The sequence below is a fragment of the Serratia sp. FGI94 genome (assembly GCF_000330865.1).
Classification (GTDB): domain Bacteria; phylum Pseudomonadota; class Gammaproteobacteria; order Enterobacterales; family Enterobacteriaceae; genus Serratia_B; species Serratia_B rubidaea.
In genome coordinates this window covers 2,667,150-2,681,217 of the sequence record NC_020064.1, presented here as the reverse complement: position 1 = coordinate 2,681,217, position 14,068 = coordinate 2,667,150, and the positions used below count along the sequence as shown (strand labels likewise).

Here is a 14,068-nt window from a genome sequence, read left to right as displayed (position 1 = left end):
GGCGACCCTTTTGCTATGTGAGAACCGGCGATTACATCCGCTCGACGGTCTCGATCCCCAGCGTATCCAGACCGGTTTTCAGCGTTTTGGCGGTCAGCAGCGCCAGCTTCAGGCGGCTCTGACGCGCTTCTTCGCTGTCGGCGTTGAGGATCTGGCAGTGTTCATAGAAACCGGAGAACAGGCCGGCCAGGTCGTACAGGTAGCTGCACATCACGTGCGGGGTGCCTTCGCGCGCCACGACGGTGATGGTCTCTTCAAACTGCAGCAGACGGGTCGCCAGCGCAATCTCACGCTCTTCGGTCATCGCCAGCGGCAGCGTCAGGTCGCTTTCGTCGACGCCGGCGCGTTTGAATACTGAAGCCACGCGGGTATAGGCATATTGCATATAAGGCGCGGTGTTGCCTTCGAAGGACAGCATGTTGTCCCAGTCGAAGATATAGTCGGTGGTGCGGCTTTTCGACAGGTCGGCGTATTTGATCGCGCCGATACCGACGGCGTTGACCACCTTTTGCAGTTCATCGGCTGGCATATCCGGGTTTTTCTCGGCGATCAGCTTGCCGGCGCGCTCAATGGCTTCATCCAGCAGGTCGGACAGCTTGATGGTGCCGCCGGAGCGGGTTTTAAACGGCTTACCGTCCTTGCCCAGCATCATGCCGAACATATGGTGTTCGAGGGAGACCGACTCCGGCACGTAACCGGCTTTGCGCACGATGGTCCAGGCCTGCATCAGGTGCTGGTGTTGGCGGGAGTCGATGTAGTACAGCACGCGGTCGGCGCCCAGGGTTTCGTAGCGGTATTTGGCGCAGGCGATATCGGTGGTGGTGTACAGGTAGCCGCCGTCCTTTTTCTGGATGATGACGCCCATAGGATCGCCATCTTTGTTTTTGTATTCGTCCAGGAACACCACGGTGGCGCCTTCGCTTTCCACCGCCAGCCCCTTGGCCTTCAGGTCAGCCACGATGCCCGGCAGCATAGCGTTGTAGAGACTTTCCCCCATTACGTCGTCTTCAGTCAGCGTGACGTTGAGGCGTTGATAGGTTTTCTGGTTCTGCGCCATGGTGATATCCACCAGCTTGCGCCACATTTTCAGGCAGTAGTCATCGCCACCCTGCAGCTTGACCACGTAAGCGCGCGCACGCTCAGCGAACTCGGCATCTTCGTCGTAGTGACGCTTGGCTTCACGATAAAATTGCTCCAGATCCGACAGCTCCATTTCGTCGGCGTGCTCGTTCTGCACTTTTTCCAGATAGGCGATCAGCATACCGAACTGCGTGCCCCAGTCGCCGACGTGGTTGGCGCGGATCACCTTATGGCCGAGGAAGCTCTGAGTGCGGGCGGCAGCGTCGCCGATAATGGTGGAGCGCACGTGGCCGACGTGCATCTCTTTCGCCACGTTAGGGGCGGAGTAGTCGATAACGATGGTCTGCGGCGCTACCGGCGCAATGCCCAGTTTCGGCGCGCGCAGCACGGCGTCGGCCTGCTGGGCGACCCAGGCGGCGTCAAGGAAGATATTGACGAAACCCGGGCCGGCGATTTCGACCTTGCTGGCAATGCCGTCCAGCTGCAGCAGCGCAACGACTTTTTCTGCCAGCTGTCGTGGCGGCATGCCAAGCTTTTTGGCAACGGACATGACGCCGTTGGCCTGATAATCACCAAATTGCGCTTTAGCAGATTGACGGACCTGTGCTTCGCAATCGGCAGGTGCGCCTGCGGCAATCAGCGCCTGGCTGACTTTATCTGAGAGAAGTGCCTGAATATTCACCGGGATACCTTAAATAACAGATGCAAAGACGCCTGTTGCGCCTTTACGGATTCAACGGTGGCTCTGGGGGGACGTCACGTCCGCAGCCAACCACAAAACAGCCTGCAATTGTAACCGATTGATGACCTCGCGTCAGCAGTTGCGGCGGGGATGGGGGATAAAGTCTGAGAGGAACGATGGGCAACAAAGGGAGAACGTCACCCACTGTTTGCACAAGTGGGTGGCCGGATTCACAGGTCTTGTTATCGGGGGGATAAAAAGAGTACGGGAAAGCTTCCGTTACTTCTTGCGACGACGGCCATCGAACGCACTGCCACGGCGCGTTTTGAAATGGCGTAAAATTGCATAAACGGCAATAACGATGAGTACTACAGATATCGTTAAAAGAAACATAATCATTTTCTCAGCTATAACATGGTGTCAAGCTAACTTAATTACTATGCTGAATCAATTAATGAGGGGTTATTTAAGATAAGTCTCAGGAGTGTGTGTTGGAAAATGCCTTTTTAAACAGTGAGATGTATTAGTGTTGCGTGCAAATAATAAGCAATGACAGCGCATTGGAATACTTTATGGAAATGCTATTGTAGAACAGGGCTAGAACAAGTAAAAGTTATTTTTATTGTTTTAATTTGCATGCAAAATTCGAATATTGTGCTTCTGGGTAATTATACTATTTTTCTTATGGGAAAAATCCTAAAAAATATATGAAGCACGAATGGTTAATTGATGGGGAAATAATTCCTCCGGCGTGTTTTCTCTTGCCGGTCGCTGCCGTATTGCGCATTGGCGGCGGCGTGATGATTTCCGCGCCGGCAGATGTAGCTCTCGGCGCCCAGGCGCGGTAAATTACGCCCCTAAAAACAGCCTTAGCGGACAATAATGTTATGAATCCTTTATCCACCATCGCCGAGTTGCAGGACCTGGCGCAGGATTTACCTCGTTTTGAACAAACACTGACGCAGTTCGCCCAAACGCTGCAGCTTGATTTATCACAGTTTGAGGCTGACCATATTTCGGTACGCTGCCATCAAAACGCGACGGCCGAACGCTGGCTCCGCGGCTTTAAGCAGTGTGCCGAGGTGATGTCTGACGCGGTCATCAACGGGCGGCCGATTTACCTGTTTGATTTGCATCAGCCGTTACAATTGGGGCCATGGCGGATTGACTGCATTGAACTGCCGTTCCCCGGCGACAAGCGTTACCCGCATGAAGGGTGGGAACATGTTGAACTGGTGATCGCCGGGGACCCGAAAACGCTGTATGCGCGCGCGCTGGCGCTGTTGCCGGACGCCGCGTTGCTGACGCCGGGCATCAAGCTGAAACAGAGCGCGCCGCAGGGGGAAGGCGAACGCCTACCGAACCCGACGCTGGCGATTACCGACGGCAGCGTCACCATCAAATTTCACCCGTACGCCATTCGCGATATCGTCGCCAGCGAGCGCGACTAAGCGGACAGGGCGCGTACCGCACGCTCGATCCGCTCCAGCGCGCGTATCAGCAGCGCGCGCTGGCAGCCGAAATTCAGGCGTACGAAGCGGCGGTCGCCGAAGTCCAGTCCGGGGCTCAGGCCGACGCCGGCCTGCTCAAAGAAGGCATGCGGGTTATCGACCGGCAGCCCGCTGCAGTCAATCCATGCCAGATAGGTGGCTTCAATCGGCGCCAGATGCAGGCCCGGCAGGGCATTGATGCGCGTCATCACCAGATCGCGGTTGGCGCGCAGGTAATCGAGCTGCCGATCGAGCCACGGCTGTCCATCCTGATAGGCGGCCTGCGCGGCGACCAGCGCCAGCACGTCGACTTCCGGCACCATGCCGCGACGCGTACGGCACAGCGTGCGCCGTAGATGCTCATTGGGGACGATCGCCATTGACGCGCCAAGCCCGGCGATATTGAAGGTTTTTGACGGCGACATCAGCGTGACGCTGCGCTGGGCGGCGTCTTCGTTCAGGGCGGCGAAGGGAATATGCTGCAGGCCGGGTTCCAGCAGCAGGTCGCAGTGGATCTCGTCGGAACAGACAATCCAATCATGCTGTTGGGCAAACTGCTGCAGCGCCAGCAGCTCATCGCGGCGGTACACCGTACCGCCCGGATTGTGCGGATTGCACAACAGCAACAGCTTCTCCTGCCCCTGCAGTCGTGCGGCGAGCGTCGGCAGATCGGGCAGCCAGCGCTGGTTTTGCAAACGCATCGGTATCGACAGCTGGCTGCGTTCGGCAAACTGCGCGGCTTTACGAAACGGTGGATAAATGGGTGAAGGCGCAATGGTGCCCTGGTCCTCGCGGGTAAATGCGCGTACGCACAGATTCAGACCGCAGACCAGCCCGGGCAGAAATACCAGCCATTCAGGGCGGATGTGCCACTGGTAACGTTCCGCCATGCGTTGCACAAACAGCGTAATTAGCGCCGGGGAAGGACGCCCGTAACCGAATACGCCGTGGTCGACGCGCCGATGCAGCGCCTCGATCACCGCCGGCGGCGACTGGAAATCGGTATCCGCCACCCACAGCGGAATAATATCGCGATCGTGATATTTCTCCCATTTCACGCTGTCACTGTGACTGCGGTCTATCCATTGATCAAAATTGAATGCCATAGTTACTCCCTGAATGGTTTTTCGCTGATACTTGCAGCCTACGCGACAAGTAGGCGGATTAACAAGACGGGGAGTAAGTTGGCCGTCATCTGGAGGTGACCATGATTAAACTGGAAGTTTGTTGCTATAGCGTCGATTGTGCGCTGACGGCTGAACGCGCAGGAGCGGATCGGATCGAGTTGTGCTCCAGCCAGAGTGAAGGGGGCCTGACGCCCAGTTACGGTTCATTAACGCTGGCGCGGGAGAGGCTGGCGATTCCGGTGCATCCCATCGTCCGGCCGCGCGCCGGTGATTTCTGCTATAGCGCCGTTGATTTCAGCGTGATGAAAAACGACGTGGCACAGATGCGTGACCTGGGGTTCCCCGGCGTGGTGATCGGCATGTTGGACGAAGAGGGGCACATCGACCTGCCGCGCATGCGTGAGGTGATGGCGCTGTGCGGCGGTATGGCGGTGACCTTCCACCGGGCGTTTGATATGTGCCAAAACCCGATGCAGGCGCTGCAGCAGCTGACCGATTTGGGCGTGGCGCGTATTTTGACCTCTGGCCAGCAGCAGAATGCCGAGCTGGGATTGCCGCTGCTGCGAGATTTGCTGCAGGCCAGTCAGGGGCCGGTGATTATGGCCGGCGCCGGCGTGCGCTTAAGTAATCTGCATAAGTTTGTCGATATCGGCATTCGGGAGCTGCACAGCTCTTCCGGGCATACCGTACCGTCCACCATGCGCTACCGCAAAGCCGGCGTCACCATGTGTGCCGACAACGAGTTTGACGAGTTCAGCCACTATTGCGTTGACGGTGAAATGGTGGAAGCGATGAAAGGCGCCCTGGAGTTGGTCGATCCGCTGGCGCAGAGCGCATAGTTTTATCCTGGAGAAAACTGGTCAGTATGTATGTCGCCCGGCCTTTGCCGGGTTTTTTTATGCTCTATAAACGCTTAACTAAGATTTTTCCTGTGATATATTCCTGCCGCAACGTTAATTTTTACATTATTAGGCAATATGATTAACCCGATAGTCACGCAGTTGAAAATAGGGTGCGCGCGTTTGTGGCCGCATCCGTTAGTCGCAGGGAATAAAGAGATTGCGCTCGCCAGCCTTGGCGCCGGTCTGGGGCTGATGGTCGCCGGCTGGGTCAGCCACTGGATGCTGGGCAGCGTCAATTTATGGTTTGTCGCGCCGATGGGCGCCTCGGCGGTGCTGCTGTTTGCCGTGCCGGCCAGTCCGCTGGCGCAGCCGTGGTCGATTGTCGGCGGTAACCTGGTGGCGGCGCTGATTGGCGTCAGCTGCGGCAAGCTGATCGGCGATCCGGGTATTGCCTGCGGCGTGGCGGCGTGCCTGGCGATCGGCGTAATGTTTAAGCTGCGCTGCCTGCATCCGCCGAGCGGGGCGGTGGCGCTGACGGCGATCCTCGGCGGCGAAGGGGTGAAACAGCTGGGCTATGCGTTTGTCTGGTCGCCGGTGCTGCTTAACTCCGTGCTGATGGCGCTGCTGGCGATAGTGTTTAATAACCTGCTGGGCCGACGCTACCCGCATGCGTTAGCGCCCGACGAGGTTAAGCCGGAGCCGGTGCCGCTTGAGGTGCCGATTAGCCGCGCCGATCTGCACCAGGCGCTGATGGACGGCGATTTTCTGGATATTGACGAAGACGACCTGCAGGCGTTGCTGCAGCGTGCGGAACGGCTGGCGCAGCAGCGTCATCGCGCCGGCGCTTAATGCCTCAAAATACCCGGCGCTCGTCGGGTATTGAAATAGTGAATCCCGCATGGCCAAGCCATGCAGGGTTTTCCGACGGCGTTACGGCTTTCTCGCCACCAGCACGGCGCGGCGCGGCGCCGGGTAGCCTTCCCGGGTTTTCGTTGGATCGTCGGGGTCGAGGAAGTCGGCCAGCGATTCGCTGGTCATCCAGCCGGTGCGGCGCTGCTCCTCAAGGCTGGTGACGCAGACGTCGGCCACCTTCACATCGACAAAGCCGCATTTTTCCAGCCAGCCCTTCAGCGCTTCGGTGGACGGGATAAAGTAAACGTTACGCATCTGCGCGTAGCGGTCACCCGGCACCAGCACCTGATGGCGATCGCCTTCCACCACCAGCGTTTCCAGCACCAGCTCGCCTTCGCGCACCAGCTGATTTTTCAGCTGATACAGGTGATCCAGCGGCGAACGACGGTGGTACAGCACGCCCATCGAGAACACGGTGTCGAAGGCCGCCAGCTCCGGCAGCTGCTCAATGCCGAGCGGCAGCAGATGCGCGCGCTGGTCGCCGCCCAGCAGCTTGCGCACCGCCTCAAACTGGCACAGGAACAGCTGCATCGGGTCGATGCCCACCACAAACTGCGCGCCGGCGCCGACCATCCGCCACATGTGGTAGCCGCTGCCGCAGCCGACGTCGAGCACGGTGCGACCCGCCAGCGGCGAGATATGCGGCAGCACGCGGTCCCACTTCCAGTCGGAGTGCCATTCGGTGTCGATATCAATGCCGTACAGGGAGAACGGCCCCTTACGCCACGGCATCAGCGTGCGCAGCATGGTTTCAATGCCTTCGAGCCGGCCGGCGGACAGCGGCTGCTGCATGTCGGCCTGCACGCCGTGCAGCAGGTCAAGCCGATCCGGCGTCAGCAGCGGCAGGTGTTCCACCGCGTTAAACCACTGTTTGAATTTGCCGTGCAGCGATTCGCGCTGCCAGGCGCTGAGCTGCGCGGGCAGGGTATCCAGCCAGTGGCTGAGCGGGCTTTTGGCTATCTGCTGATAAAAGTCACCGAACTCGATCATGCGCTTTCTCCCGCTTTCAGGGCGATCAGCGAGCCGAAGTTAAAGCACTGGAACCACACTTCCGCGTGTTCAAAGCCGGCCTGCTGCAGACGCGCCTTATGGGCTTCAACCGAGTCGGTCAGCATCACATGCTCCAGCATGCTGCGCTTCTGGCTGATCTCCAGTTCGCTGTAGCCGTTGGCGCGCTTGAAGTCGTGATGCATATTGAACAGCAGTTCGCCGACCGGCGCGTCCTCAAAGCTGAATTTCTCCGACAGCACCAGCGCACCGCCCGGGCGCAGGCCGCGGTAAACCTGCTGCAGCAGGCGCAGGCGATCGGCCGGTTCGAGAAATTGCAGGGTGAAGTTCAGCACCACCATGGAGGCGTTTTCGATGTTGATATCGAGAATATCGGCCTCAATCACCTCGACCGGCGTCTCGGCGCGGAAGGCGTCGATATGGCGCCGGCAGCGCTCGACCATCGCCGGTGAGTTGTCCACCGCAATGATTTTGCAGTCCGCCACGCTGATATTCCGCCGCATCGACAGCGTGGCCGCGCCCAGCGAGCACCCCAGATCGTAGACCTGGCTGCTTGGCTGCACAAAGCGCTCCGCCAGCATGCCGATCATGGAAATAATATTGGAGTAACCGGGCACGGAGCGCTGGATCATGTCGGGGAACACTTCGGCAACGCGTTCATCAAAGGTCCAGTCGCCCAGTTTGTCGATAGGGGCGGAAAACAGAGTATCGCGGTTTGGCATAGCGGCAAAAAATCAGGTCAGAATTCGAAGGGGCGTATTCTAACAGATATCGCCGGCAGAGATCACATTATCGATGTGGAAACAGGCGGCGTCGCCGCCTGGAAAGGGGGGGATCAGTGCAGCGTGAAGATCAGCTCCCAGGGCAGATAGTAGGTATTCGCCAGCACCATCAGCACCAGGGAGATATAGGTAGCGATCATGCCTGAGGCGCGCCAGCGGGCTTCGCGGTTGCGCAGACCGTAGAAATGCACCAGACGTCCGGCGATCAGCAGCAGGCCGCTAAGGTGGATCAGCCACACTTCCGCGCCGTTCATTTCCATCAGCACCAGCAGTACGGCGGCGATAGGAATATATTCCACGGCGTTGCCGTGCACGCGGATGGCGGTCTGCAGTTCGTAAAAGCCGCCGTCGCCGTAGGCGACGCGGTACTGCATCCTGAGTTTGACTACGTCATAAGAGAGTTTGATCAACAACAATGCGCCGAGCACCACATAGAGCGCGCTTACCATTTTTAACTCCATTCCCTAACCAAAAACTGGCCCCTGCATAATAGCCGCCATTTGTACGACTGTCGCGGAGAAAAATCTGATGTAATACGCCAGATTAATTGGTTAAAACAGTGAGTCTTGTTCGGGCCAGTCGGGCGCGGCCGGTAGCGACGGGATGTTTTCCCGCAGACGCTGCCAGATTTTTTGCGCCTGCTGCGGGGAGTCGCCGTTATCCGGGGTATGGATAAACAGATAGGGCGTATGCTGCCGCCAGTCCGCCAGTTTATGTTGCCAGGCGTTGAACCAGCGCAGGTTGTCGTCCAGTACGTCGCCGCCGATAAAGCGCACCAGCGGATTGGTGGCGGTCACCAGGGCGTGTACCGGCAGCTTCGGCTTTTTTTGCTGGGCGTCGCGCACTGCCGCGCTGTGCGGCGCGGCGTGGTGCACCGGCCGGCTGTCGAGGATCACCCGGTTAATGCCGCGCTGGTGCAGCCCCTGATTCAGCAGGCGCTCTTCCTCCCCTTTGGCGAAAAAAGCGGGGTGGCGTACTTCGACGCCGTAGGTGAAAGCGCCGGGCAAGGCGTCGAAAAACGTCCACAGCGCCGGCAGCTCCGCCGGGCCAAACGCCGCCGGCAGCTGCAGCCACAACTGGCCGATACGCTGCTCCAGCGGCGCCAGACACTGGTAAAAAGCCTGTACGTCGGCGTCGCAGTGTCGCAACGCCGCCTTGTGACTGATTTCAGCGGGAAATTTAAAGCAGAAGCGAAAATCGTCGTGGGTCATCGCGCGCCAGCGCTGTACGATCTCTGCTTTCGGCAGGGCATAAAAGGTGGTGTTGCCCTCGACGCAGTTAAAATAACGGCTGTAGTCCGCCAGGTCCCGCAGTCCGATGCGGTTCCAGGCGGGGTGGTGCCATTGCGGTAATCCGATATACATCCGTTCCTTCGCCAGTTACCGGCTGCCCGGCGGGCAGCGCAAAAATAGAAAGCGTCTACGTTAACCCGTCGCTTACAGCGCGGCAAGAATTTCGCTGGTGCTGCGCACGCGCGCCAGGCGTGGGAAGATATACTTGAAGGCGAACTGGTGCATGTCCGCGTTCGGCGCGCTGCACATATCTTCGGCGACCACCAGTTCGAAGCCGCGCTCCCAGGCGTCGCGCGCGGTGGATTCCACGCCGATATTGGTGGCGATGCCGCCGAGCACGATGCTTTTGATGCCGCGGCGGCGCAGCTGCAGCTCCAGATCGGTGCCGTAAAACGCGCCCCACTGGCGTTTGGTGACCAGAATATCGTTGTCGCTGACCGCCAGCGTTTCCGGGAAGGTCCACCAGTTATCGGGCAGGCCGCCGACCGGCGGCGGAGACGGTTGGTCAACCGGCTGTTTCAGCGCTTCGTCGAAGCCAGCCGACCAGCCGACGCGCACCAGAATCACCGGCGCGCCCAGGGCGCGAAAGCGTCCCGCCAGATGGGCGGCGTGGGTGACCACCTGTTCAGCGCTGTGCGGGCCGCCGGCAAACGGCAAAATGCCCTGTTGCAGGTCAATCAGCACCAGCGCGGTGGTTGAAGTATCAAGTTTCAGCATGGTGTTGCCTCATATAGGAACGGGGATGGGGGCGGCTCAGCCGCATTCAAGCGTAAACCTAGGCTACGTGAATATTTGCGCCGCTGTTAACGGGAAATTTGTTAATCAATGTGTGGTTCGGACAAAAAGGCATCATTTAGTCGCAGAACAATACGCGCTTCGCACTTATCGGGCGGATGAATTTCCTTTATAATGGCCGCCTTTTTTCAACTCTCTTTAATCCAACGACCTATGCCGATTTACGAATATGCATGTGGTGCTTGCAATCATCGATTAGAGAAATTGCAGAAATTTTCCGATGCGCCGTTGACCGACTGTCCGGCGTGTGGGCAGCCTGCGTTGACAAAATTGATCTCCGCGGCCGGATTCCAGCTGAAAGGCACCGGCTGGTACGCGACTGATTTTAAACCGGGCAACAAGAGTTCATCAGATAACAGCGGCGCCCAGGGCAACACGTCCGGCGCGGCATCGGCTGAGTAAAAGGATAGCGTATGCGTACTGAATATTGCGGGCAGTTGAATCTGTCCCACGTGGGCCAGGAAGTGACTTTGTGCGGCTGGGTAAACCGCCGCCGCGATTTGGGTGGCCTGATCTTTATCGATATGCGCGATCGCGAAGGCATCGTGCAGGTGTTCTTCGATCCGGATAAAAAAGCAGCGTTCGACAAGGCGTTCGAACTGCGCAACGAATTCTGCATCCAGATCGTCGGCACCGTACGTGCGCGTCCAGACAGCCAGATCAATAAAGATATGGCCACCGGCGAAGTGGAAGTGTTCGCCCATGCGCTCGAGATTATTAATCGTTCCGAGCCGCTGCCGCTGGACGCCAACCAGACCAACAGCGAAGAAGCGCGTCTGAAGTACCGCTACCTGGATCTGCGTCGTCCGGAGATGGCCGACCGCCTGAAAACCCGCGCCAAGATCACCAGCTTTGTCCGCCGCTTTATGGACGACCACGGCTTCCTGGATATTGAAACGCCGATGCTGACCAAAGCGACGCCGGAAGGCGCGCGTGACTATCTGGTGCCGAGCCGCGTGCATAAAGGCAAGTTTTACGCGCTGCCACAGTCGCCGCAGCTGTTCAAACAGCTGCTGATGATGTCCGGCTTTGACCGTTACTACCAGATCGTCAAATGCTTCCGCGACGAAGACCTGCGCGCCGACCGTCAGCCTGAATTTACCCAGATCGATGTCGAAACCTCCTTTATGAGCGCCGAGCAAGTGCGCGCCGTGATGGAGCAGCTGGTGCGCGAGCTGTGGCAGGATGTGAAGGGCGTGGATCTGGGCGATTTCCCTATCATGACCTTTGCCGAAGCGATGCGCCGCTACGGTTCCGACAAGCCGGACCTGCGTAACCCGCTGGAGCTGACGGACGTGGCCGATCTGGTGAAAGACGTCGAGTTTAAAGTGTTCTCCGGCCCGGCCAACGACGCCAAAGGGCGCGTGGCGGCCATCCGCGTACCGGGCGGCGCGCAGCTGACCCGTAAGCAGATCGACGAATACGGCGCATTTGTTAACATCTACGGCGCCAAAGGGTTGGCGTGGCTGAAAGTGAATGACCGCGCTGCGGGGATGGACGGGGTACAAAGCCCGATCGCCAAATTCCTCAGCGCCGAGGTGCTGGAAGCGATGCTGGCGCGCACCGATGCGCAAAGCGGCGATATTCTGTTCTTCGGCGCCGACAGCAGCAAAATCGTCACCGATGCGATGGGCGCGCTGCGTCTGAAGCTGGGCCGCGATCTGCAGCTGACCAAGCTGGACGCCTGGGCGCCGCTGTGGGTGGTTGACTTTCCGATGTTCGAAGAAGACGGTGAAGGCGGCCTGGCGGCGATGCACCATCCGTTCACCGCGCCGCGCGACACCTCACCGGAAGCGCTGGCGCAGGCGCCGACCGACGCCATCGCCAACGCTTACGACATGGTGCTGAACGGCTATGAAGTGGGCGGCGGCTCGGTGCGTATTCACCGTAGCGAAATGCAGCAGACGGTGTTCGGCATTCTGGGCATCGACGAGCACGAACAGCGTGAGAAATTCGGCTTCCTGCTGGATGCGCTGAAGTACGGTACGCCGCCGCACGCCGGCCTGGCCTTCGGCCTGGACCGCCTGGTGATGCTGCTGACCGGCACGGAAAATATCCGCGACGTGATCGCCTTCCCGAAAACCACCGCGGCCGCCTGTCTGATGACCGACGCCCCGAGCTTCGCCAACCCGGCGGCGCTGCAGGAGCTGTCCATCAGCGTGGTTAAAAAGGGCGCGGCGGACGACGCTAACTCAGAGAACGCGTGATGAACTATAAACGCCCCGAGTCGGTTCTGGTGGTGATTTATGCGCGTTCCAGCGGCCGGGTGCTAATGTTACAGCGGCGGGACGATACCGAATTCTGGCAGTCGGTGACCGGCAGCCTGGAGGCGGATGAATCGCCGCTGCATGCCGCGCAGCGTGAAATCAAAGAAGAAGTCGGCATCGACGTGTTGGCGGAGAATCTGCCGCTGTTCGATTGCCAGCGCTGCGTGGAGTTTGAACTCTTTGTCCACTTGCGACATCGCTATGCGCCGGGAACCACGCGCAATAAAGAGCACTGGTTCTGTCTGGCGTTGCCCGCAGAGCGCGATCCGGTGATTACCGAGCATCACGCTTACCAATGGCTTGAGGCGGCGGACGCCGTAAAACTGACCAAGTCGTGGAGCAACCAGCAGGCGATTGAAGAGTTTGTGATTAATTCAGTCCAGTAGTTTTTTTTGGAGATTTTTTATGGCAGGTCATAGTAAGTGGGCCAACACAAAACACCGTAAAGCGGCGCAAGACGCCAAACGCGGTAAGATTTTCACCAAAATTATTCGTGAACTGGTCACGGCGGCCAAGCTGGGCGGCGGCGATCCTGATTCCAACCCGCGCCTGCGCGCGGCGATGGACAAAGCGCTGTCCAACAACATGACGCGCGACACCATGAACCGCGCCATTGCCCGCGGCGTCGGCGGTGAAGACGACAGCAACATGGAAACCATCATCTATGAAGGTTATGGTCCGGGCGGCACCGCCATCATGATCGACTGTCTGAGCGACAACCGCAACCGCACCGTGGCGGAAGTGCGCCACGCCTTCACCAAGTGCGGCGGCAACCTCGGCACCGACGGTTCCGTCGCCTACCTGTTCACCAAAAAAGGCGTGATCACTTTTGCGCCGGGCCTGGATGAAGACAGCGTGATGGAAGCGGCGCTGGAAGCCGGCGCGGAAGATATCGTGACCTACGACGACGGCGCCATCGACGTGTTCACCGCCTGGGAAAACCTCGGCGAAGTCAAAGACGCGCTGGCGAGCGCCGGCTTTACCGCCGAGGCGGCGGAAGTGTCGATGATCCCGTCGACCAAGGCCGATATGGATGCGGAAACCGCGCCGAAGCTGCTGCGCCTGATCGATATGCTGGAAGACTGCGACGACGTGCAGGAGGTTTACCACAACGGTGAGATCTCCGACGAGGTGGCGGCTACGCTGTAATGCGTGGTCAATCTGGCGCTGTGGCAACGCAGCGCCTGACGCCGTGGGCGGGCAAGACGGAGCGGACGATATAATGGCGATTATCCTTGGTATCGACCCCGGCTCGCGCATTACCGGCTACGGCCTGATTCGCCAGCAGGGGCGTCAGCTGTCGTATATCGCCAGCGGCTGCATCCGCACCGTGGTGGACGATATGCCGACGCGGCTGAAACTGATTTACGCCGGCGTCAGCGAGATCATTACGCAGTTCCAGCCGGACTTTTTCGCCATCGAACAGGTGTTTATGGCCAAGAATCCGGACTCGGCGCTCAAGCTGGGGCAGGCGCGCGGCGTGGCGATCGTCGCAGCGGTCAACCAGAACCTCGAAGTGTTTGAGTACGCCGCCCGTCAGGTTAAGCAAACGGTGGTCGGCACCGGCGCTGCCGAGAAGGCGCAGGTGCAGCATATGGTGCGTTCATTGCTCAAGCTTTCCGCCAGCCCGCAGGCGGATGCCGCCGATGCGCTGGCGATTGCCATCACCCACTGCCATCTCAGCCAGAACGTGCTGCGGATGAGCGAAGGGCGCTTAAGCATGGCGCGCGGACGTTTAAAATAAGCGTTATCCGGCTGCGGAGGGATAACGGGCGGATAACGAACGGGCTG

Annotated in this window: 15 protein-coding genes; 8 read left to right on the top strand and 7 right to left on the bottom strand. The window is 59.1% G+C overall.

Annotated elements, in window-relative coordinates; genetic code table 11:
• Nucleotides 1–31: 31 nt before the first annotated feature.
• Nucleotides 32–1,762, bottom strand: a complete 1,731-nt coding sequence (argS, locus tag D781_RS12180) for an arginine--tRNA ligase (protein ID WP_015672633.1) — start codon at nt 1,760–1,762, stop codon at nt 32–34.
• An 887-nt stretch (nt 1,763–2,649) separates the two neighbouring features.
• Here argS and D781_RS12175 point away from each other — a divergent pair.
• Nucleotides 2,650–3,213, top strand: coding sequence for a VOC family protein (locus tag D781_RS12175; RefSeq protein WP_015672632.1), 564 nt, complete (start codon nt 2,650–2,652; stop codon nt 3,211–3,213).
• Here the strand turns inward: D781_RS12175 and D781_RS12170 are convergent.
• Nucleotides 3,210–4,358, bottom strand: coding sequence for a PatB family C-S lyase (locus D781_RS12170; protein WP_015672631.1), 1,149 nt, complete (start codon nt 4,356–4,358; stop codon nt 3,210–3,212). The genes D781_RS12175 and D781_RS12170 overlap by 4 nt on opposite strands.
• Before the next feature lie 101 nt (nt 4,359–4,459).
• On the opposite strand from D781_RS12170, the gene cutC reads away from it, so the two are divergent.
• Both cutC and D781_RS12160 read left to right on the top strand, forming a co-directional pair.
• Nucleotides 4,460–5,218 carry a copper homeostasis protein CutC gene (gene cutC / locus D781_RS12165; RefSeq protein WP_015672630.1) on the top strand — a complete coding sequence of 253 codons (759 nt, stop codon included), beginning with the start codon at nt 4,460–4,462 and terminating at the stop codon, nt 5,216–5,218.
• Nucleotides 5,219–5,356: 138 nt separating this feature from the next.
• Complete coding sequence (locus tag D781_RS12160; RefSeq protein ID WP_015672629.1) at nt 5,357–6,070, top strand: HPP family protein; 714 nt, start codon at nt 5,357–5,359, stop codon at nt 6,068–6,070.
• Nucleotides 6,071–6,151: 81 nt separating this feature from the next.
• Here the strand turns inward: D781_RS12160 and cmoB are convergent, their stop codons facing one another.
• The 5 genes from cmoB to D781_RS12135 all read right to left on the bottom strand — a co-directional run bounded on the left by cmoB (nt 6,152) and on the right by D781_RS12135 (nt 9,932).
• Entirely contained in the window at nt 6,152–7,123 is a 972-nt protein-coding gene (gene cmoB, locus D781_RS12155; protein WP_015672628.1) for a tRNA 5-methoxyuridine(34)/uridine 5-oxyacetic acid(34) synthase CmoB, read from the bottom strand.
• Nucleotides 7,120–7,863 carry a carboxy-S-adenosyl-L-methionine synthase CmoA gene (gene cmoA, locus D781_RS12150; protein WP_015672627.1) on the bottom strand — a complete coding sequence of 248 codons (744 nt, stop codon included), beginning with the start codon at nt 7,861–7,863 and terminating at the stop codon, nt 7,120–7,122. The genes cmoB and cmoA overlap by 4 nt, the downstream gene beginning before the upstream one ends.
• Nucleotides 7,864–7,976: 113 nt before the next feature.
• Nucleotides 7,977–8,372 (bottom strand): MAPEG family protein, encoded by a 396-nt coding sequence (locus D781_RS12145; protein ID WP_015672626.1) that lies wholly within the window; start codon nt 8,370–8,372, stop codon nt 7,977–7,979.
• A 102-nt stretch (nt 8,373–8,474) separates the two neighbouring features.
• Nucleotides 8,475–9,287: a DUF72 domain-containing protein gene (locus tag D781_RS12140; RefSeq protein ID WP_015672625.1), complete on the bottom strand. Its 813-nt coding sequence runs from the start codon at nt 9,285–9,287 to the stop codon at nt 8,475–8,477.
• A gap of 72 nt (nt 9,288–9,359) precedes the next feature.
• Nucleotides 9,360–9,932, bottom strand: coding sequence for a hydrolase (locus tag D781_RS12135; protein WP_015672624.1), 573 nt, complete (start codon nt 9,930–9,932; stop codon nt 9,360–9,362).
• Between the two features lie 192 nt (nt 9,933–10,124).
• On the opposite strand from D781_RS12135, the gene D781_RS12130 reads away from it, so the two are divergent.
• From D781_RS12130 to ruvC, 5 genes are all read left to right on the top strand, one after another.
• Nucleotides 10,125–10,412: a zinc ribbon domain-containing protein gene (locus D781_RS12130; RefSeq protein WP_225365585.1), complete on the top strand. Its 288-nt coding sequence runs from the start codon at nt 10,125–10,127 to the stop codon at nt 10,410–10,412.
• An 11-nt stretch (nt 10,413–10,423) separates the two neighbouring features.
• Nucleotides 10,424–12,217 carry an aspartate--tRNA ligase gene (aspS, locus tag D781_RS12125; RefSeq protein ID WP_015672622.1) on the top strand — a complete coding sequence of 598 codons (1,794 nt, stop codon included), beginning with the start codon at nt 10,424–10,426 and terminating at the stop codon, nt 12,215–12,217.
• Nucleotides 12,217–12,663: a dihydroneopterin triphosphate diphosphatase gene (gene nudB, locus D781_RS12120; protein ID WP_015672621.1), complete on the top strand. Its 447-nt coding sequence runs from the start codon at nt 12,217–12,219 to the stop codon at nt 12,661–12,663. Before aspS ends, nudB begins: the two co-directional genes overlap by 1 nt.
• Nucleotides 12,664–12,682: 19 nt before the next feature.
• Entirely contained in the window at nt 12,683–13,426 is a 744-nt protein-coding gene (locus D781_RS12115; RefSeq protein ID WP_015672620.1) for a YebC/PmpR family DNA-binding transcriptional regulator, read from the top strand.
• Between the two features lie 73 nt (nt 13,427–13,499).
• Nucleotides 13,500–14,021: a crossover junction endodeoxyribonuclease RuvC gene (gene ruvC / locus D781_RS12110; protein ID WP_015672619.1), complete on the top strand. Its 522-nt coding sequence runs from the start codon at nt 13,500–13,502 to the stop codon at nt 14,019–14,021.
• The last annotated feature ends 47 nt before the right edge of the window (nt 14,022–14,068 follow it).